We start from the raw sequence: 21,278 nt of genomic DNA on the forward strand, positions 1-21,278 counted from the left end.
ACATTATGAGTCACAACAAGAAGAAAATTCACTATGCCTGGTGGATTTTACTGGGGCTTTGCATCATGGTCGGTTTGGGGAAAGCCGGTCTCAATAATTCTGCGGGTCTCTTTTTGAAGAAGGTTTCGAATGATCTGGGGGTAGGCGTAGGCAGCTTGTCCTTGTACTTTAGCGTCTCGGCGATCGTGACCATGATCTTCTTGCCGATCGGCGGGAAATTAATGGCTAAATACGATACCCGGTTTATTTTGAGCATCGCAATTATCCTGCAGGCCGGAGCCTTTGCCCTGTTCGGGTTGATGCATTCGGTATGGGGATGGTATATCCTGGCTATTCCATTGGCGGTAGGCGGCGTATTCATTACCGTCATCGCAGGACCTGTTTTGATCAATCAATGGTTCAAAAAAAGCAAAGGCCTTGCGCTTGGAATCATGGGTGCGGCAGGCGGCGTGCTTGGCGCCATTGCTCAGCCGGTCGTCGGCAACCTGATCGCCAGCCAAGGCTGGAGTGCCTCCTACATGATTGTCGGGATTGCGATCATCATTATCGTCGTTCCCGTCGTGCTGCTTCTGCTCAGAAGGTCGCCTCAAGAAAAGAAAACGCTTCCTTATGGGACGGAGGCCGCGGGTAGCGCTAACGGCAGTGCAGGCGCAGGGGAAGACAACAAGGGAGTCGCCTTATCCGCCGCGAAAAAATCATCTGCTTTTTATGCGCTAATCGCTTTCTTTTTCCTCATTACATCGGCGGCAAGCTTTTCGATGCACATTCCGACGTACCTGATGAACAAGGGCTTCGATGTCTCCTTCGCAGGCAACGTGATGGCGATCAACATGATCGGCGTACTGATCGGCTCGCTCGGGATCGGATTTGCCAGCGATAAAATCGGGGCCAAAAATACGGCCATTGCAGCGATGATTCTGGGCATGCTGTCCATCGGTCTGCTATTGTTCGCGGCATCAAGCACGGTTGTCATATCGATCGCCGTGGGGTTGTTCGGCCTCGTATCTGCCTCGATCGGAACGTTGGGCCCAGCGCTTACATCGAGTCTGTTCGGCAATAAGGAATACCCCCAAATCTACTCGAACGCCTCCCTGGGGCTTGCGATCTCATCGATCGTCGCTTTGCCTGCCTATGGGTTCGTATTCGATTATACCGGCAGCTATACTCCGGTTCTGTATGCCGTCGGGTTCATGATGATCATCAATATTGTCTGCATATTTATCGCCTTTAAAGGCAAAAAGAAACTTGAGCAAGCGGGTTTGTGGAATTAAAGAAAATAACGCGAGGAGCATGTGAACATGGGAAAATTGGAAGGTAAAGTTGCCATCGTGACAGGCGGGGCTTCGGGAATCGGCGAATGCATGGTCGATCTGTTTGCGCATGAAGGCGCCATCGTCATTGCTGCGGACATCAATGATTTGGGACTGGAGCAAGCAAGCCAGAAGCACAATGTTCAAGGAATGAGGCTAAACGTAGCTTCGGATGAAGAGTGGGAGAAGCTGGCGAAGGAAGTCAACGAGCGCTTCGGCAAAATCGATATCCTCGTCAACAATGCAGGCATCTCTTCCGAGAAGCCCTACGACCAAATCGATATTGAGGATTGGCAGAAAATGCTCTCGATCAACGGCTTTGGTCCATTCGCGGGCATTAAGCATGTCGCTCCTTACATGGCAGCCCAAAAGAAAGGCTCGATCGTCAACATATCCTCTTACACAGCGATGATCGGCCAAGGCTTTAACCACTATTCAGCGTCCAAGGGTGCGGTACGCGCTTTGTCCAAAGCGGCTTCGACCGCCTTTGGCCGTCAAGGCATCCGGGTGAACGCCCTCTTCCCGGGGATTATTGAAACGCCGATGACCAAGGCTTTAAGCACTTCGCAGGATTTGCTGGGCCAGCTCATTCAGGCTACGCCGCTGCAGCGTCTGGGACAACCTATGGATATTGCCAATGCGGCATTGTTCCTGGCTTCCGATGATTCTTCCTATATTACGGGATCCGAGCTTGTGATTGATGGTGGATACTCTGCCCAATAGCGTGTAAAATTGATGACAGCCCCTTCTTGTATACCAGGGGCTGTCGTTTATTTTTGAGGAGGACGTTATGGAAGAACAAAGTATCTTTGAACTTATACAGAGTATGGAAAATTTCACGAATAAATTGATCGTTCAATGGAATAAAACCTTCAATGAGGAGTTGGGCGTCTCTCATGTGCTTGTGCTCGGCCATCTGAATCAAAACGGAAAAAGCCGTCCCTCGGACATTGCGAGAATATTGGGGCTCACCCCGCCTACGCTCAGTTATTTATCGGATAAGCTCGTCGCGAAAAAATTGGCCGTCCGGAGCGTGGATGAGTCGGACCGGCGAATCGTGTATCTGGAGATTACCGATCAAGGCGTCGAAGTGCTGAGAAGAGCGACGCAGGAGGGGCAAAGGCTGAAAAGGGTTGTATTCGAAAAGCTTACCCAGCAGGACCGGGATCAGATGACGGCCATTTACAAAAAGTTGAACAACGAACTGGTGGATTAGGCTTCGGGACATCAATAAACACCTTCAAGAGAGGACCGCATCACGGGATGCGAATGACTCTTTGAAGGTGTTTTTTTCTTGCGTAAGCCACACCGGACTTACTCTCCCAGAAAGCTCTTCATGAAAAATTCCAGCTGATACTCCAAGGGTGGAGCGGGTTATCACGGTCACGGACGAAGGAGCTCCATGCGGAGAGCCTTCACAGGAGATTGGCTAGCCGGACAACGGAGGGGTTATAATGAAGATGAGTTTGCCTTTGTTGGCGGGCTTTTCGTTTTTATTTGAATAACAAAGAAGAGAAGGTATTTTTACATGTTAAAAAAGATTTCAAATCGAGTGTACTACATGCCGCATGTTTCCGAGACGGATCGCCCGACGCTGGGACTTGTTTGCGGGGACGACTACAGTCTGATCATTGATTCGGGGAATTCGCCTGCGCATGCGAAGGATTTTCTGGAGCTCGTGCAAAGCATGGATATCGCGCCCGCGAAGTTCGTGGTCATTACGCATTGGCACTGGGATCATATTTTCGGTATGAAAACGATGGGTTTACCAACCCTTAGCCATGAGGATACAAAGAAAAAATTAAAATATTTGAAGACGCTGAAATGGGACGACGCCTCGCTGGATGAGCGGGTGGAGACGGGAGAGGAAATCGAGTTTTGCAGAGACATGATCAAACGCGAAATGCCGACGAGAGATCATCTGGAGCTCAAGGTTCCGGAGTTCACGTTTAACGGCCGGATCGAGATGGACCTCGGCGGCATCACCTGTGTCGTTGAGCATGTCGGCGGCGTGCACGCGCAGGATTCGTGCATCGTGTATATCCCGGATACCAAAGTGATGTTTCTGGGAGACTGCATCTACCAGGATTTCTATAGCGGTGACTGGAGTTATGACCAAGATGAACTCGCCATACTGCTGAAAAAGCTCAAGAAGTATGATGCCGATTACTATTTGACGGGGCACCAGAATCCGAAAACGTATGGGGAATTGTGGAGAGAACTGGACGAGCTGTCTCGGATCGGGGAAATCGTAGGAGACGAGACGTCTCTGGACGCAGCGGTTGCAGCATTTCAAGCGGTGCAGCACAAGGTACCTGATGAGGAACAGCTGGAGTATATCCAAAACTTTGTGAGCGGGAATCTGAAGAAGTCCGGATACACCCGAGCATAACGTCATATGCATGCAGCAAAAAGGGGGATGTCAGCGCGATGCTGATCCCCCTTTTTGTATGTGCTGGCGCCAAACCAACGTTATCTTTTCCCTTTACGAACCTTGAGCAGTTTGCCTTTTACCGTCGTATTCTGCATCATGTCGAGCACAAGCGGCCCTTTGCCGTTCAAAATCTCCACATCGGTCACAAAATCGAGGATCGTAATAATCCCGATGTCGTCCGCGGTGACCCCGTCCAGCTTCGCGATCGTCCCGACAAAATCCACGGCCCGAAGCTTTTTCTTCTTGCCGCCATTGAAGTTCAGCTTCATGATCTCCTTGTTTAATTGCTCGCGCTTATCCTTTTTCGGTTCGGGCTTATGCTTCAGCTTTTGTTCAAAATCCTCCCGATGACGTTCAATATCCTCTGCAGAGGGAGCGTTCACCTTCGGAATCGCAAAACCAATGTACGCCTCAATATCGGCTAACCGGTGGGCATCCCTTGGCGTGACGAGGGTGATGGCTTTACCGGCCATGCCTGCGCGTCCCGTTCGTCCTGTCCGGTGTACATAGCTCTCCTTCTCCAGCGGAATATCATAGTTAATCACATGGGTAATGTTCGTAATATCGATACCCCTTGCGGCGACATCGGTCGCAATCAAGTAACGGAATTGTCCTCTCCGGAACGCGTTCATCACTTCGAATCGCTCCTCCTGCTCCATCCCGCCATGAATGCGGTCGCAGGGATAATCGAGATCAGACATGGCACTGAATAGCTTATCGACATGTTCCTGCGTGCGGCAGAAAATAATGCAGCTGTCCGGATTTTCCACCATGAGCACATCCTGGAGCAGCGACAGCTTGTCCGCCTCGGTTACCTGAATGAGCGCATGCTCGATAGTTGCCGTCGTTAAGCCGCTCGCTTGGATTTCGATTTGGACGGGATCCTCCATATATTCGCGTGCAAGCTGTTCCACATCCTCGGGAAATGTAGCGGAGAACAGCATGGTGACCCGATTGCGGGGGAGTGCTTGAATAATCGACTGAACCTGTTCAATGAAGCCCATGTTCAGCATCTCATCCGCCTCGTCTATGACGAGATAGGCCATACGCTCCAGCGATAGCGTACCGCGCTCGATATGGTCCAACACGCGTCCCGGCGTACCGACGACCATATGCGTTCTCTGCTTCAGCTCCGCTTTTTGGATATGAAAAGGATGCCTTCCGAAAAGAGGCGTTGCCTTGATTCGCTTAAAGCGTCCGATGTTGGACAGATCCTCGTTCACCTGTAATGCAAGCTCGCGGGTCGGTGTCAGGATTAAAGCCTGCGGCTTGTTCTCGTTCCAGTCGACGAGCTCGCAGAGCGGGATGCCGTAAGCGGCTGTTTTGCCGCTGCCGGTTTGCGATTTGACGACAAGATCCTGCCGCTCAAGGGCTACAGGAATGACCTTCGCCTGAACCTCCGTTGGCGTGCCGAAGCCTAGGCCGCTCAGCGCCCTTAAGATTTCTTCGCTCAATCGGTAATCCGTAAAGTGTTTCTCCGTCATTTTCAACCTCTTCTGCGCTGTTATTCAAGCGCTATATTAGAATGCCTGGTCGCGAAATAAATTGAACTGAAGAAAGAGTAACTGCTGCTCCTGCAAGGTCTCGATTTTCAAGGAGAAGCACGATCAAGCTTTGGTTCATTTTATATTCTTGATTTGAATGGATATACAACCGGTGTCCAGTGTGTATCTATCGTATACTGCTCCATTATACTCTGAATCGCGTGATATTTATCATGATCCCCAGGAATTCATGATCGGAGGCCATTCGGCAGCTGCGTGTATTCATTTTTTTAGAAAGGCATCCCGCGTTCATATTCAGTTCATAAAAGTATTTTATGATGCTTTGCGTAGACAGTTTACAGAGCAGCTTGCAGGCGATTGTGTTTAGGTCAGATATGAACCGGGATGGATAAATCAGTCCCGAGACGGAGAGCATTTTCCGGCCCTGGTCCATGTTAGAAATAGTGAAGTCATATTACATTAAAACGAAGAGGGAGGGTTTCTCAATGAAACAGATGAACGGAACGGAACGGCGAGCGGCGAGCGGCGAATGGGCTGTTGAAGCGCGCGGGCTCGTCAAAAAGTTTGGGAATAACCGTGCGGTGGATGGCGTGGATTTGAACGTGCGTGCAGGCACAATTTACGGTGTGCTCGGTCCAAACGGAGCCGGGAAGACCACCACCATCCGGATGCTGGCGACATTGCTGCGGGCAGACGAAGGGACGACGCGCATCTTCGGATACGATGTGGCGAAGGATCCCAATATCGTGCGCCAGCTGATCGGGGTCACCGGTCAATACGCCTCGGTGGATGAGTCGCTCAGCGCGACCGAAAATTTGGTCATTTTCTCGAGGCTCCTCGGTCTTAGCCGTGCGGAATCGAAGCGTAAAGCAGCAGAGCTGCTGGAGGAATTCAGCTTGACGGAAGCGGCGAAACGCCCGCTCAAAAATTTCTCCGGCGGTATGAGACGCCGCCTGGACTTGGCAGCCAGCCTCATCGCCCAGCCGCCGCTGATCTTCCTGGATGAACCGACGACCGGTCTCGATCCGAGGACGCGCAACCAAATGTGGGATACGATCCGCCGGTTGGTGAAGACCGGGTCAACGGTTGTATTAACGACGCAGTACCTGCAGGAAGCGGATGAGCTCGCCGACCGGGTCGCCGTGATCGACCGCGGCCGGGTGGTCGCTGAGGGCACCGTCGATGAACTGAAAGCATCCATAGGCACTTCATCCTTGCATTTGAGCATCCAAAATACGCAAGACCTTCAAAACGCCCGCCGGACCGTGGAGCGGATACTTCAAGTCCAGTCTGCCGTATCGCCGGAAGGCGGTAAAATTACGGCTCCGATGGCGGATGCCGACAAGGTGACCGATCTATTGATCGCCCTGCGCGAAGCGGGAATTCCACTGGCGGAGATGAGCGTCCAGAAGCCGACTCTGGATGAGGTCTTCCTGACCATCACCGGTCATGGGGTCCAAGAGGACGAAGCAGAGACGTCCCAAAAGGCAGAGGAGGTAGGAGCATGAACAACCAGTCCATGAATCCGATCGCAGGTCGTCAGCTGCGCAGCAAAACGAGCCTCCGCCAATCGATCCGGCATTCGTTAACGATGGCTTATCGCGGCCTGTTGAAAATTCGGCGCACACCCGAGCAGCTGTTCGATGTCACGCTTCAGCCGATTATTTTCACCTTAATGTTCACGTATATTTTCGGAGGAGCCATCTCTGGAGACGTGCAGAGCTATCTGCCCATCATCATTCCGGGCATTCTCGTGCAGACCGTTATTACGACCTCCGTTGTCACCGGCGTTCAGCTCCGAGAGGACATGGATAAGGGGGTATTCGACCGATTCAAATCGCTGCCGATCGCAAGGATCGCTCCGCTCGCCGGGGCTCTGCTCGCCGATACCATCCGGTACACGATTGCGACGGTGCTTACCTTCTCCATGGGTTATGTCATGGGTTACCGTCCGGAGGGTGGTCTGGGCTACGTCGCCCTCGCCGCGCTGATCGTCATCGTGTGCTCCTGGGCCATCAGCTGGATCTTTGCCTTCTTTGGGGTCATTGCCCGTACGGCTTCCAGCGTCCAGGGAATTTCGATGATCGTGTTGTTCCCGCTGACGTTCCTCTCCAACGCCTTCGTGCCTGCGGATACGCTGCCGAACTGGCTGCAGTGGTTCTCGAAGATCAACCCGATCTCCCATCTTGTGACCGCGGTCAGAGATCTGACCAACTCCGGCACTGCCGGCTGGGATTTGGGCATCTCGCTGATCGGAGCGGCCGTCATTGTAGCGATCTTTGCCCCGATTACAGTACGTGCGTATATGAGACGGACTTAATACCAAAAAGCAGCTCTGCCAAATTCCAGGCAGGCTGCTTTTTTAGTTCACCATAGGATACGTATTCTGTTGCCCTGATCTGTGCTTTCAAACGGAGAGCAGCATAACGGATTCATACCGATAGATTCAGGGTTGATGCTTCACGATCGTGAAGGAAACCCTGGTGCCCGAACCGCGTACGCTTTCGATCCTTAATTCGCTGCCGCAAAATTGCTTTAATCGGCGATGCGTGTTGATCAGCCCGGTTCCGGAGCGGATGCCCGGTGTTGTGTTCAGAATCTGCCGGACCTTTTCTTCGTCCATTCCCACGCCGTTATCGGACACGCATATCTCGACAGAGCGTCCAAGATCGGCAATGCGGATGCGGACCTCTCCGCCCTCGCCCCGCTTTAAGATGCCATGGCTGACGGCATTCTCCACCAGCGGCTGAATGGTTAAGGGCGGGATGCGGATATTCACACCCTCGTCGACTTCCCATACCATGCGAATCCGGTCCTCAAAGCGCTCCTTCTGGATAAACAGGTAGGAACGAATAAGGTTCAGCTCATGCTCCAGCGGTACCGACCGCTCGAAATGGTCAAAATCGATGCCCAGCCGGAAATAATTGGTCAATTCCTCGATGAGATCGTCCATTTTGTCCGGATTAACTCGGCTGAGCGCCGATACGGCATTGAACGTATTGATCAGAAAATGCGGCTTGATCTGGGATTGAAGCAGTGCAGCTTCCATGCGCAGCCGCTCGTTTACCGATTGCTTCAGGTTCGTTAATGATCGGACTCTGGCTTTCAGCTCTGTCGCATTCACCGGCTTGGTTACGTAGTCATTGGCGCCGGAACGGAATCCAGCTTCAATATCCTTGTCCAGGTGATATGCCGTCAAGAGAAGGACAGGGAGCTCCGCGAGGGAGTAACGCTCGCGAATAAGCCGGGTCAGTTCGTATCCGGACATGCCCGGCATCGCCACATCGGTGACGATCAGATCAAAGCCGCCATATTCCAGCTGTTTAAGGGCTTCCATTCCGCTGGTCGCCGTGAATACGTCATAATCCTCATTGGCAAAAATCGTCCTCAGCACGTTCAAATTGACGGGATCGTCATCGACCGCAAGCAGACGAATCTGGTCGTACGATGCATGAGATATCGTTTCTCCATAGGAAGGCATCAGAACGTCGGGAGCTTCGCTGCCTTCCGCTCTCGCAACGGCCGTCTCGGCCGATGTTTCGGCCGGCACATCAGCATTCCCATCCGCGGCAAGCCGCAGTGTAAAGGAGAATACAGAGCCCTCACTCGGTTTGGAGCGAACTATAAGCGTGCCGCCATGCATTTCTATGAGTTGTTTACAGATGCTCAGACCGAGCCCGAATCCGCCCCTGAACGAAGAACAGGCCGAAGAGCCCTGCGCGTAGGGTTCGAAGATGTGCTCCTGCAGGTCCTCGTCTATCCCGATCCCCGTGTCTGCTACGGAAAGGTTCGCCAAGCCGTCCTGAATTTCCGCCTGTACCGTCACCTCGCCTGCGTTGGAGTATTTAATGGCATTATGCAGCAAGTTGAACAGAATTTGATTCAGCCGATTCTCGTCGGCCTCAACCGGAGGGAAACCTTCCGGAATCCGGTTGACCAGTTGAATCGGTTTGCCTTCCGTCATATAGCGAAGCATATCGATGACGCTGGAAGCGGCGCCATGCAAAGATACGCGTTCCAGGTTCAACCGGACCCGGTTTTCCTTGAGCCGGGCCATATCCAGCAGATCATTCAGCATATAGGACATTCTTCGTCCAACTTGGATCAGGAGCTGCAGCTCCCGGGAGCTTTTCACTCCGGGTTGAGCTTGTTCCCGATCCGAGAGCGATTGCGAGATGTTAATCATGCCATGCAGCGGATTGCGCAGCTCATGGGCGACGGTGGACAGGAAATCATCCTTTTGTCTGTCCGCCAGCCGAAGCGATTCCGTAAGCTGACGGGACTCCCAGGATAGTCGGAAGAAGCGTCTGAACCAATACACCGAAAAGCAAATCATCGCTATGATGAGGTCGAACGGATAAGAGATCATATCGATATGAACCACGTTGATCATGATCAACCAGATCAGACTGCTGATGGCTGCGATTGCAGCCAGGAGCAGGAACAGGTTGTTTACATCCAGGCTGGCCGTCATGCGGAACATCGCAACAATGGTAAACAGGCATGGAATGAACATGAGCGCGAGGTATACCGGTTGCCAAGCAAGCACAGATGATAAAGGCAGGAGCAAAACCGATAGAACCGCCAACATGGATAACAGCTCATAGGCCAGTGATTTCCACCCCCGCAGCATGAAGGGAAGCCTGTTCTTGATCAACTGATGCAGAAAGTACCCTCCGGCCAGCATGGCGATGTAAACGGACTTTAAGCTCCATACGAAGGAGAATGGAATCCAGGCATACAGCAGCCGTTCTCCATCCATCAGCGTTGCGAGTATCACGCAAACAATCATCAGGGAATAAAAGATCAGCCGTTTATCCCGGTCTCCGACCAGATATACGAGGAGTCCGTATACAACATGAATCGCATAGACTACGCAGGCGATCCAAACCATATTTTCGGAGAAACGCATGTCTTTACTCAGGATATTCTCCAGCCCGAAGGAAATGGACCGGTCGATGCCGCCATCCCGGGAGTCGTCAAAATTGGAAACCTGAATTACGAGATCGATTTCGTTTGTATCGCCGGGCGTAAAGGTCACCGTATAGGGTACGTTAAGCGGTTTGTACTGCTCCTTGCTGATGCCCGGCTGGCCGGAGTGACCGAGAAGCTGCCCGTTGACATATAGCTCGGATGCACTGCGGATGCTCGGAATGTGGATGCCATAGGATTTCCCTTTACCGGGATCGACCAGAATTCTCAAGCGGTAAGTACCGAAACCATATTTGTCGCTGCTATATCGTCCATCGCCTAGGGTCCAGCTCCCCGGGACCTGAATCGTTTGACTCGGAGCGGCAGGGCCGGACGAAGCTGCATTCGGAAACAGAAGCACGCCGGGATCGAACTCCCATTCGCCGCTAAGGTGAAGGGAACGCTCCGAGATCGGGCTCCAGCCGCGCAGGTCCAATACGCCTCGAACGGCTACCGGGCTGTGGGTAGTGGAATGATACTGCAGCCACAACAAACGGAAGCCGGTCAAAACGGTCAAAAAAACGGTTGCTATGATCCATATTTTTTTTGTCGCCATCATACTTGTACTTTTCGACATTATTTGTCTTATTCCTTTGAAAAGATCGGGTGATTACGCAAGAGCGAATGTCATATGACAAAGACATGACAACACTCACTATCGGCGCAAGCACGTTATGATTATGATAGAACTACATCCTTTCCTCTCCGGCTTCTCTTCATCTCGTACATGGCATGATCGGCAATGTTGATCAGGGCTTGTCCATCCTGGCCTTCTACCGGATAACGGCTTACGCCGATGCTCATTCCAACGGGATTTGCGCCAAACTTAAGCATGTACCGGGACAGGCTGAGCTGCATTTGATCTAGCAGATGCAGAATCTCTGCTTCTGACGGTGAATGGGGAAGGTACATGACGAACTCGTCCCCGCCCATTCTGGCAGCCATTCCGTCTGGAGACGCGGCCTCCTTGATAATTCGGGCTGCCTCCTGGAGCGCTTCATCGCCGGCGAGATGTCCGAGATGATCATTCAGCCATTTGATGTTGTCCAAATCAATCAGGAAAAGGGCAAGCGTCTCTTGGCAGCGCTCCGCTTCCTGCAAAGCCTCATCCAATTTCTCATGAAAGTACCGGCGGTTTGGCAGACGGGTGAGTGGATCGTGAAATGCTAAAAAACGAATTTCTTCCTGGTACTGCGTTTGCACCGTGATGTCCCGAAGAATCAAAAGCACATGCTGCTCGTTATCAACCCACACATAGTCGGCATCGACAAGCAGGATAAACCGCTGATTCTGCAGGTTGATCTCTGTCTCGTAATGGTGGATCTCCTGCTTAGCCTGGATATGAGCTTTTACTCCAGGATCGAACAAGTCGAAAAACGAGACGGAGCGGATGGAACCCGTTCCCAGCAATTCGATGGCTCCGGGATTGGCGTCCTTCACTTTGCCGTTCAGACCGGCGAGAACGATCGGATCCGGGTTCATGTGAAACAGCTTCTCATATCGTTTGTCGAGCAGATTGAGGAAATCATGTTTCCTCATCGTATGGCGCAAAAAATAGCACCAGATCATACCGCTGTACAAATAGGGATAGGGCGGCAGACTGTCGCCATAATTGATATAGCCAAAGAGGGTATGCCAAACCACGGCGGCGATGATTCCGATGATTAACAGATTGTAGATGGATTGTTGTTCTGACGTATCGGCCTTTGTCTTGGCGAAGATCAAGAGGAGCATGATCAAGAGGTCCAGAGCCACGCTTGCGGTCATGGCGATGTAGTACCCTGCATTATAAACCGGCAGCTTCCACATGCCGATCTGGGTAAATTGCTGGGCGGAAATCATGTCGGCGCCTGTCGCCAGATTCATGACGACGAAGAGGAGCGGCAGGTAGAAAACATAAGGGTATATCATCCGCGGCATCTTGGCGTCCAGGCGCGTAAATTTCACGAGAAAATGAAAGCAAATTCCCGGAATCACGATGCCGACGCTGCTGAGCCACACCGAGGACAGCCGGGGGCTGTACTCCAGCGGAATCTGGTTTCTCACATACTCCTCCGCGAATAGCAGCAGATAGCATAAGCAGATGAGACTCAGGAGAATATGCTCGGTTCTTCTCTTATTGCGAAGCAATACGTCGGTTGCCATATAAGTAAAGAAAAGAATGGGCAGCCCGTGTGTGAATAAAAGGATCAGGGCATCCTTCATATTCATGTCATCACCATAGCTTTCTATGAATTATGTAATAGGACACAAGCTCATATGATGTTATTCTAACCTATTTTGAAAGAGCTGTGTTTAACGAATATACAAGGTTTGATATGATGGAATGAATACATAAATGGGGGCGGAAGGTCATGCTGGGCCAGGCGGGATACCAGGTCATCGAAGAACTCGGAAGGAACGAAGAGGTCTGCTTATATCGTGTTGCGCGAATGGAAGACGGTTTGAGAATGATCGCCAAGACGACCGGGGACTCGTACGCCGGTAAGGATAGAATCGCTTCCTTTCAGCGCGAGTATGAACAGATCCAGAAGCTGCGAGGACAGGCTGTGCTGGAACCGCTTCGGATGGACATCATAGATCACAAGCCCGTGATACTATTTCGCGATTTTCAGGGGATGACCCTGCAGCAGCTGATGACATCGGGACGGCATGCGTTAAAGCTTGAGGCACTGCTTGAAGTCGCGGTTGCTGTCCTGGACTTGATCCGTCAAATCCATCAAGAGCATGTGCTGCTGAATGAGATTACCCCAATGCATCTGCTGGTCAGCCATAGTCTTTCGGAAGTGCGGATGGTTTATATGGAAGCCTTCAGTACCAAAGAGGACGGAGCCTATAAGGAGGGACTGACACGCACCCCATCAGGCAAACCGGACTCCGTGCTTCCTTATCTATCTCCGGAACGGACGGGAAGGACAGGTATGGCAGCGAGCCAACGTTCCGATTTATACACCATAGGGGTCATTCTCTATGAATGGTTCGCCGGCATGCATCCGTTTGAGTCTCACAACGCGCTGGATTGGGTGCATCATCACTTAGCCGCGACGCCAGCTCCAATCCATACGGTCAATCGATCCATCCCCCGGATGATTTCCGAGATTGTTCATAAATGCATGGAGAAAATGCCTGAGGCCAGGTATGCAAGCGCATATGGCGTGAAATCCGATTTGGAAGAATGTCTTGTCCAACTCAAAGTGACCGGAAGAGTGCAGCCCTTTCCGCTTGCGGGCCGCGATGTTTCCGAGACCTGGATCATGCCGGAGGACTTATTCGGCAGACACATGGAGCAGCAGGTCCTGATCCGGAACATGAACAAGGTTCTTGCGGGGGCGGTGGAGGCCGTGTGGGTCAGCGGAGAAGCCGGAATCGGCAAAACCGCCTTAGTCGTCGAAACGCTGCGCAGAGAAGTGCCTGCGGAGGCTATTCTCGTTGTGGTACGCGCCGCGCCTGGACGACCTCATGCACTATGGGTGCAGGTAATCGAGCAGTTGGTCTCGCTCCTGCTCACATCCAATCAGCTTGAAATGGAAGTATGGAGATTAAGAGTTATGGATGCGCTCCAAGGATATGGCGGTCAGCTGCTTATCGATTTGGTTCCGCGTCTCCGGTTGCTGGCGGGTGAAGACGCGGCTTTGGATGCCGTTGATGAGAGAGAGATGCCGCGGGCCGAGGCCCATGCGGCGTTGCACCTTGCCATGGATCGGTTTTTCAGGCAGTTTTTTGCGAATGAACAGCCGCTGATTATATGTTTGGATGATTTGCAATGGGCCGATGAAGCCTCCTTTCGGTATTTAAGCCATCTGCTGATTGCGAAGGAAGCCAGATATTTGATGATTGCTGGCGTTTATCGGGATCATGAGGTGCCGGCACAGCATCCGTTGAGACGATTGATAAGCCTGCTGCGAGATCGGCACATGCGCACCGAGATGGAGCAGATTCATCTGGCCAGATACGACCATGCCGACATGCTGCAGATGCTCCGGCCTATGATACAGGATACGTCTGCGCGAGCGAAATCCTTCATTGACGTGCTGCTGCATAAGACGGAAGGAAACCCGCTGTTTCTCAAACAGTTTTTGCAGGAGCTGCTGGAGGTAAAGCTTATTTATTTTGATGAAGGGAGCCGGACGTGGCAGTGGGATTTGGGCCCGATTGCCGAGTGGACTATCTCTGATCAAGCGGCAGCGACGTTAGCGGACCGGATGCAGGATATGCCGGATCAGCCCCTGCGCATTCTCTCGCAAGCCTCCATGCTGGGTAAGCGCTTCGATCTGGAGGCTCTTTCGGCCATTACGGGACTTAGCGAAGAGGAATGCCGGAGTTGGGCCCGGCATGTCGTTGACATGCGGCTGCTTGAGCCTGTGCCGGGATCGGGAGAACGCTATATTTTTCAGCATGATCGCATCCGGCAGTTGTTGAAGGGGCTGCTCTCCAATGAAGAACGGTTGGAGCTGCATCTGCATATCGGCTGGATGCTGAATCACCGGATGAGATCGGGTGGGGAGGCTGGTATTTTTGAAGTGCTTGAGCATTTAAACCCCGCATCGGATGCGGTCGTTTCCCAGGGTAAAGGGCTAGAGCTCGCCCGGCTGAATCTGGATGCGGGTCTGAAGGCCAAACGAACCGAATCGTATGAAGCAGCGCAGGATTATTTGCGGCGGGCCACCGAACTTCTGCAAGCTGATTGTTGGGAGTCCGGTTACGATTTAACCTATCAAGTCTATCAAGAAAGAGCCGAAATCGAATTTTTATGCGACCACCTCGATGATGCCTATGATTTATACACCCTGCTGCTGGAAAAAGCCTCTGCCGATATGGATCGGGCGAAAATAGGCATTATGCTGGTTCGGCTCGAGCTGAACCGGGATCATTATGAAGAAGTGCGGACTTTGGGATTGCAGTGTTTGGAGTGGCTCGGCATGACTTTCGATTTAAAACCAGGCTCGCCGCAGCTGCTGTTGCAGTGGCTCAAAATCCAACGGCAGCTCCGCAAGCATCCCGTCGACTCCTTTGCAAAGCTTCCGCCCATGACGGATGAGCGGCATAAACTGGCGATGTCCGTGCTCGTCTATATCGCGAATGCCTCATTCACCCTGAACGAGAACGGCTGGGTGTCGGCGGTATTCATGATGCTTCAGATAACGTTAAGCGAAGGAATGACGCCGGAAGCCTCGATTGGCTGCGCAGGCTATGCCATTTTGCTGAATTACCAATTCCAGCGATACGAAGAGGCTTACCGGTGGGGGAGGCTGGCATGCCGGATATCGAAGCCCGACCCCAGGCTGTATGCGCAGGCATGTAATTCATTTTCCCTTTGCTACCATAGCTGGATCAGATACGATCCGAAACTGATGCTACGATTTGCCGATGAGCTCAGCCGCAGCAACCTGCAAAGGGTGGACTTGTGGCATGCCAATCAGAGCATGCTGATCTACGGGGCGCTTCTCTTAGAATTTGGGCATCCGCTAAATGATATATATGCCAGGTTTATATCGCATTCAGCCGCTTTCATACGCAGTGAGAATCGCTTTCATTGGAAGCAGGCGGCTATATTCAACGAGCTGATCTCGCGAATAACCGGCTACAGGCCAGCGGATGACCCCTATCAAGAAGTGGATTTGGAATCCGCATCGTTCTATGACCAGCTTAGTCCTAGGTCCCGTCAGATTTTACGGGAGTATATGGATATTTATCGTTATATCACCAGCTACTTATTCGGCGATTATCAGCAGGCATATCAAGTCCTGGAGCATAATGTTCATACGAAAATGAATGAGGGAGATCCATCCGGTTTTTTTTTCTACCGCGCTTTGGTCCTGAAAGAGCTTCATTTGACCGGGAGCCGGCAGGAGAAACGAACGTATTCACATCAAGTCCGTCAATGCGTGAACAAGCTGAAGGGCTTGGCCCGAAGCTGTCCCGAGATGAATGCGCATAAGTACCTTTTATCCAGAGCGGTGTTGTCTGAGGTAAACGGTAAGGCTCGTTCTGCAGAGCGGTTGTATGAGGAAGCTTTGGCTGCAGCTTATAAGCAGGGCTATGTGCACGATGCGGCCATCATTTCAGAATGCTTCGCAAAGTATGGGATTCGTCATGGTAAATCCATGATCGCCAAGCTGTATATGAATGAGTCCTATGAAATGTACCGGACTTGGGGAGCTCTTGCGAAAGCGGAGGATCTGCAGAGACAATACGGACATTGGCTTCAGGTCAAGCAGAATACGGACTTGGAACGGATGGACTACTTATCCGTAGCGATGTCGGCGCAAGCGCTCTCCAGTGAAATGGAAATGAGCCGATTGCTGGACAAGCTGCTACGGATCATGCTTCAGAATGCGGGGGCAGAGTACGGTGCACTTATTTTTGAAAATGAAGATCAGTGGATGATTGAGGCCTATGGAACCGTGCAGAAGCTATATGTGGAATCCATTCCGCTCGAGTCCGCAGGACATATCGTTCCGACATCCATCATTGGCTATACCGCCAGAACGAAAGAAGAAGTAATGCTTTCCGATGCCAAAAGAGATGACGCGTTCAAACGCGGCGACTATATTCGGAGCAGGGATATCAAGTCGGTTTTGTGCCTGCCTATCATGCATCAGAACAAGCTGACCTGCCTGCTCTACATGGAGAACAATTTATCGACGGGCGTGTTTACCAAGGAAAGGCTCGATGTACTCCGGCTGCTGAGCACACAGTGCGACATTTCCATTGAGAACGCCAAGCTGTTTACGGGCATCCAGTATTTGAAAAATAATCTGGAGGCCGAGGTGGAAGAGCGGACCCGGAGTCTGGAAAAGTCGATGGAGATCACGTCCGAGGCGTTAGCCGAAGCGACGGTATACGCCGAACGGACCCGGATCGCTCAGGAAATCCATGACATCGTGGGGCATACGCTGACCTCGACGATTCTGCAGATCGAGGCGGGTAAAAGGCTGCTGGACAAAGATATGGGCAGCGCGCTGGAGCGGCTGAAGGAAGCGCAGGACTCGGTCCGGCATAGCCTGAGCGAAATCCGCAGCTCCGTCCATATGCTCAAGGAAGACAAATATTATGAGCTCGAGGATGCACTGCATCTGCTGATCTCGGATACGGAGAAAAGCGCGGGGGTCAGCATTCATGCGATGATCGATCCCGTGGAGCATTTATCCCTCATGCACAAAAAGGTCATTTACCATGCTCTGCAGGAGGGACTGACCAATGGCATCAAGCACGGGAAAAGCAGCGAATTCAGCTTCAGCTTGAGCGATGACGGCGCCTCCATCCAGTTTAGATTAGCGGATAACGGCGTGGGCTCAAGCGACATCAAGATGGGCTTCGGCCTCAAAATGATGCGTGAGCGCGTTAAGCAGCTGAAAGGCGAAATCCATGTGGATTCGGAGCCGGACAAGGGCTGCCTGCTCCGGTTGAACCTGCCTTATTCCATGCAATGAATCAGGCCTGCAGCACAAGGGGCGATTGGAGATGACTGGTAAGATGATAAGAATCCTTGTCGCGGATGACCAGATGATGATTCGGGAAGGCTTAAGAACGATTTTGGATTTGGAGGAAGATATGGAAGTGGTCGGCGTGGCCAACAACGGCGTGGAGGTATGCAAGCTGGCGGATGAGCTGAGGCCCGATCTTGTGATGATGGATATTCAGATGCCCCAGATGGACGGGATCTCGGCGCTTAAGCACATCAAGCAGACGCTTCCCGATACCAGCGTCCTGATCCTGACCACCTTTCTTGACGATCATTATATCGTCGACGGCCTGGCCAGCGGCGCGGACGGGTACATTCTGAAGGATATGGAAACGGATAAGATGCTTGCTGCCATTCGCGACACCGCTTCCGGCCAGTTTATTCTGCCAGTGGCCGTCGCCTCCAAACTGGCGAAACGATTGTCGTACATGGAGATGCACGTACCCTCGGGTACCGCGCCTAACCAGCAGAGATTACGATTGACGGAACGGGAAATCGATATCGCAGAGCTTATGGTTAAGGGACATAACAATAATGAGATCGCTGCCGCTTTATACTTATCTGAAGGAACGGTACGCAATTATATCAGCAATCTGTACCGCAAATTAAACGTCACGGAACGTGTGCAGGCAAGCCTGCTGTTAAGGGAATGGCTTGAATACCAAGACGGGAAATAGAGTAAGGATGGTCTAGAGAAGTGCTCCAGCGCTATCGGAAGAGGCAGGGGAGCGGGATTTGTTCTCCGCAAAAAAATATGGCTTGAATACGGGTGTCCAAGGGAGGGCACTCGTTTTTTCTGGAAATGAAAAGAAGAATCATAATCCATAAAATGTAAGTTGTCACATGACATTTTGATGATTGGAGTCACTATGTATCGCCATATAAAATCACTATAATAAATACCAAATCGGGTAAATACTGCTTAAATACTCCGTTTAGAGATGCTGGAAGACCGGTAATTGGAGAATAAGGAGAAAGGAGCTTTTTATTATGAACTGCCAAGGACATCAGGCTCATATGGTTGTAGGTCGGAATGCGATTACGATTGTGGTGACGGGTCCGGACGGCTTCTTTCAAACATACACCGTTACGGTCACGCGCAAAGGAGAAGAGGCGATTTCGCAGAACGTACCGATCCTGCCGGAGGAATCCCTGAGCGCTGCTGTAGCCATCGAAAAGGCGGAGTGGACAGCCAATGAAGATCACTGCAAGGAAATCAACCGGGAGGAATCCTTGTACAGAACATAAGTGATTCCACTCCAGGCTGGAGACCCTCCTGCCGTTAATGTTATACTTTGTAAAAGGTGAAAAGTGGGAGGCGTGTGGAATGCAGGAGGATCTTGTGGAACAGCTGGACGCATGGCATGAAGAAGATGAATATGAAAACATCGTAAACGCGATTACGGAAATTCCTGCCGAGGAAAGGGATTACGTGCTGGTCAGCCACTTGGGCAGAGCGCTGAATAATCTCGAACGGTACAATGAGGCGATTGAACAATTTTTAACGGTTGCGGAAGAGGGAGAAGAGGACCCGCTGTGGCATTACCGGATCGGATTGGCTTATTACTACCTCGATCAGTATGAAGACGCGCTCAGGGAATTCGAAATGGCGGACAAGCTTGATCCGGAGGATGAGGACACGCTTGAGTTCCTGGAGGATATCCGGAGCAAGCTGGCTTCAGAGGAAGCGGAGTCCGAAGAGGATTCCAATGATGGGCCGGTTGAGGGTGCTGCTGAAGCATCTGCGGATACAGCTCCTGCCGGTTTGTCTGGTATTGCTGCCGCTTCGGATGCTCCGGGGGCAGATGAGACCGGTTTTTGGAATGACAACGAACAGGCGCTGGAGCTATACGTTTCCGAGCCGCCGACGGACGAACGGATCTCTGCCGTGGAAGAAAAGCTGGTGTTCAAGCTGCCGGCATCTTATATTGCAATGATGAAGGAACATAACGGAGGAATTCCGTATAGCCGCTATTTCCCGATTGGAAAGGCAGCCTCTGGAGAAGCCTATATCGAGATTTCCGGTATTCTGGGGATTGGATCCGAGAAGAAACGCTCCCTTTGCGGAGAAATGGGCAGCCGGTCCGTGATTGAACATGGCGGCTATCCTGAAATCGGCGTCATGATCTGCAATTGTCCATCGGATACCGGCATTGTCATGCTCGATTACCGCGAATCCTTGAATGACGGTGAACCCGAAGTCGTGTATGTCGATAAAAGCAACAACTATCAAATCACCAAGCTGGCTGCAAACTTCGAGGCATTCGTGAGCGGATTGGTAAGGGCGCAGACTGTACCTGCAGCTGAGTAGAGCGAGCTAACGGACACGCAGAGGCTGAGCGTTATTGGAAAGCCGAATATACCTGCAGGTAAAGAACCACTCCCGATAAGAGGAGTGGTTTTATTTTAGGATCAAATCCCAAAAGACACTTGACCCTCACATCAATGTCAGGGTTTATAATAAACACGAAACCAAGGACCAGGAGGCATGAAATGATGAAAATCGGAGAACTCTCAGCGCGCACCGGGGTCAGCATCCGGTCAATTCGTTATTACGAGCAGCAGGGTTTGCTTACACCTGTCCGCCAGGAGAACGGATACCGGGAATATTCGCCGTTCGCCGAAGAGCAAGTCCGCACGATCCAGCTGTACCTCAATCTGGGGCTGTCGACGGAGCAGATTGCCGGTTTTCTTCACTGCGTCCTGCAAAATAAAGAATCGTTCTGCAAAGAGGTATTCCCGGTATACCGCCAAAAGCTTGCAGAAATCGAGGAGCAAATCAAGCTTCTGCAAAGCATCAAGTCCAATCTGGAGGAACGGATGTAGTCCATCGTAGAAGAACAGCAAAGCCATGCGAAGGAGGAAGGATAATATGAGCTTAAATAGCGAGAGCTCAGCCCATTTTCAAAACGCAATCCAAGAGAAGGAAGTCATGCTGGTGGATTTCTCCACGAAATGGTGTCCCCCCTGCAAAAAACTGGTTCCCATACTGGAAGAACTGGAGCAGGAAGCGGACGGGCGTCTGACGGTGCTACAAGTGGACTGCGATGAACTGCCGGAAGTCGCTTCGAAGTACAGCATCATGTCGGCACCTACCGTCATCATGTTTTATCGCGGCGAGCCGATGGAAAAGTGGATTGGACTTCGGCCTAAGAGTGTGTACCAAGCGGGGCTTTCACGGTACATGTAGAGCCAAACAAAGAGCAGCGCGGATGATAAGAACCGTCTCTGGGCATGTTAATGTCAAAACAGGTTTGGAGTGAGACGCATGTCCAGAAGAAACCGGAAATATGCGGTACCGGGAGCCGAGCGCGGAATGCAGGTATTCAAAGCCGAGGTCATGAAGCGTGAGGGTTATGATGTGGATCCCGACCATCCGGATGACGTGAAGTATGAAGTGGCCAAGGAATTGGGCGTTCCACTGAAGCCGGACGGCAACGGGGAATTAACGACCGAGTCCGCAGGGCAAATCGGCGGGAAAATCGGCGGCTCCATGGTCCGCGAGATGATCCGGCTCGCCCAGCAGCAAATGGCGGACCGGGAAGGGCACTAGATATAGTCGAAAGGCTCATCGCGGAACCGATGAGCTCTGA

Annotated in this window: 16 protein-coding genes; 13 read left to right on the forward strand and 3 right to left on the reverse strand. The window is 51.8% G+C overall.

The annotated features are described in order from the left end of the window. Window positions 1-5: 5 nt before the first annotated feature. The 4 genes from PCH05_RS04450 to PCH05_RS04465 all read left to right on the forward strand — a co-directional run bounded on the left by PCH05_RS04450 (window position 6) and on the right by PCH05_RS04465 (window position 3,702). On the forward strand, window positions 6-1,271 hold the full coding sequence (locus tag PCH05_RS04450) for an MFS transporter (RefSeq protein ID WP_127601083.1): 1,266 nt from the start codon (window positions 6-8) through the stop codon (window positions 1,269-1,271). Between the two features lie 27 nt (window positions 1,272-1,298). After that, complete coding sequence (locus tag PCH05_RS04455) at window positions 1,299-2,033, forward strand: SDR family NAD(P)-dependent oxidoreductase (protein WP_127601085.1); 735 nt, start codon at window positions 1,299-1,301, stop codon at window positions 2,031-2,033. Between the two features lie 67 nt (window positions 2,034-2,100). After that, window positions 2,101-2,526 carry a MarR family winged helix-turn-helix transcriptional regulator gene (locus PCH05_RS04460; RefSeq protein ID WP_127601087.1) on the forward strand — a complete coding sequence of 142 codons (426 nt, stop codon included), beginning with the start codon at window positions 2,101-2,103 and terminating at the stop codon, window positions 2,524-2,526. Between the two features lie 312 nt (window positions 2,527-2,838). Continuing rightward, entirely contained in the window at window positions 2,839-3,702 is an 864-nt protein-coding gene (locus tag PCH05_RS04465) for an MBL fold metallo-hydrolase (RefSeq protein ID WP_127601089.1), read from the forward strand. Window positions 3,703-3,782: 80 nt separating this feature from the next. Here the strand turns inward: PCH05_RS04465 and PCH05_RS04470 are convergent, their stop codons facing one another. Beyond that, on the reverse strand, window positions 3,783-5,228 hold the full coding sequence (locus PCH05_RS04470) for a DEAD/DEAH box helicase (protein WP_127601091.1): 1,446 nt from the start codon (window positions 5,226-5,228) through the stop codon (window positions 3,783-3,785). Between the two features lie 506 nt (window positions 5,229-5,734). On the opposite strand from PCH05_RS04470, the gene PCH05_RS04475 reads away from it, so the two are divergent. Beyond that, entirely contained in the window at window positions 5,735-6,757 is a 1,023-nt protein-coding gene (locus PCH05_RS04475; protein ID WP_174806228.1) for an ATP-binding cassette domain-containing protein, read from the forward strand. Further along, window positions 6,754-7,569: an ABC transporter permease gene (locus PCH05_RS04480; RefSeq protein ID WP_127601093.1), complete on the forward strand. Its 816-nt coding sequence runs from the start codon at window positions 6,754-6,756 to the stop codon at window positions 7,567-7,569. The genes PCH05_RS04475 and PCH05_RS04480 overlap by 4 nt, the downstream gene beginning before the upstream one ends. 126 nt (window positions 7,570-7,695) lie before the next feature. Here PCH05_RS04480 and PCH05_RS04485 read toward each other — a convergent pair whose 3' ends face one another. Both PCH05_RS04485 and PCH05_RS04490 read right to left on the reverse strand, forming a co-directional pair. Continuing rightward, on the reverse strand, window positions 7,696-10,779 hold the full coding sequence (locus tag PCH05_RS04485; RefSeq protein WP_246049355.1) for a hybrid sensor histidine kinase/response regulator: 3,084 nt from the start codon (window positions 10,777-10,779) through the stop codon (window positions 7,696-7,698). Between the two features lie 119 nt (window positions 10,780-10,898). Continuing rightward, window positions 10,899-12,365, reverse strand: a complete 1,467-nt coding sequence (locus PCH05_RS04490) for a sensor domain-containing diguanylate cyclase (RefSeq protein WP_164766537.1) — start codon at window positions 12,363-12,365, stop codon at window positions 10,899-10,901. Between the two features lie 209 nt (window positions 12,366-12,574). Here PCH05_RS04490 and PCH05_RS04495 point away from each other — a divergent pair, with 209 nt between their 5' ends. From PCH05_RS04495 to PCH05_RS04525, 7 genes are all read left to right on the forward strand, one after another. Beyond that, window positions 12,575-17,653: an AAA family ATPase gene (locus PCH05_RS04495; RefSeq protein WP_127601098.1), complete on the forward strand. Its 5,079-nt coding sequence runs from the start codon at window positions 12,575-12,577 to the stop codon at window positions 17,651-17,653. Window positions 17,654-17,696: 43 nt separating this feature from the next. Further along, window positions 17,697-18,362, forward strand: a complete 666-nt coding sequence (locus tag PCH05_RS04500) for a response regulator (RefSeq protein ID WP_246049356.1) — start codon at window positions 17,697-17,699, stop codon at window positions 18,360-18,362. Window positions 18,363-18,675: 313 nt separating this feature from the next. Beyond that, window positions 18,676-18,933 (forward strand): cadherin-like beta sandwich domain-containing protein, encoded by a 258-nt coding sequence (locus PCH05_RS04505; protein ID WP_127601102.1) that lies wholly within the window; start codon window positions 18,676-18,678, stop codon window positions 18,931-18,933. A 79-nt stretch (window positions 18,934-19,012) separates the two neighbouring features. Beyond that, window positions 19,013-19,996, forward strand: coding sequence for an SMI1/KNR4 family protein (locus PCH05_RS04510; protein WP_127601103.1), 984 nt, complete (start codon window positions 19,013-19,015; stop codon window positions 19,994-19,996). A 185-nt stretch (window positions 19,997-20,181) separates the two neighbouring features. Beyond that, window positions 20,182-20,511 (forward strand): MerR family transcriptional regulator, encoded by a 330-nt coding sequence (locus PCH05_RS04515; protein WP_127601105.1) that lies wholly within the window; start codon window positions 20,182-20,184, stop codon window positions 20,509-20,511. 25 nt (window positions 20,512-20,536) lie between these two features. Then, window positions 20,537-20,875 (forward strand): thioredoxin family protein, encoded by a 339-nt coding sequence (locus tag PCH05_RS04520; RefSeq protein ID WP_127601107.1) that lies wholly within the window; start codon window positions 20,537-20,539, stop codon window positions 20,873-20,875. A 78-nt stretch (window positions 20,876-20,953) separates the two neighbouring features. Beyond that, complete coding sequence (locus PCH05_RS04525) at window positions 20,954-21,238, forward strand: alpha/beta-type small acid-soluble spore protein (protein WP_127601109.1); 285 nt, start codon at window positions 20,954-20,956, stop codon at window positions 21,236-21,238. The last annotated feature ends 40 nt before the right edge of the window (window positions 21,239-21,278 follow it).

This window comes from Paenibacillus chibensis, from assembly GCF_004001045.1.
GTDB lineage: Bacteria > Bacillota > Bacilli > Paenibacillales > Paenibacillaceae > Paenibacillus_AQ > Paenibacillus_AQ chibensis.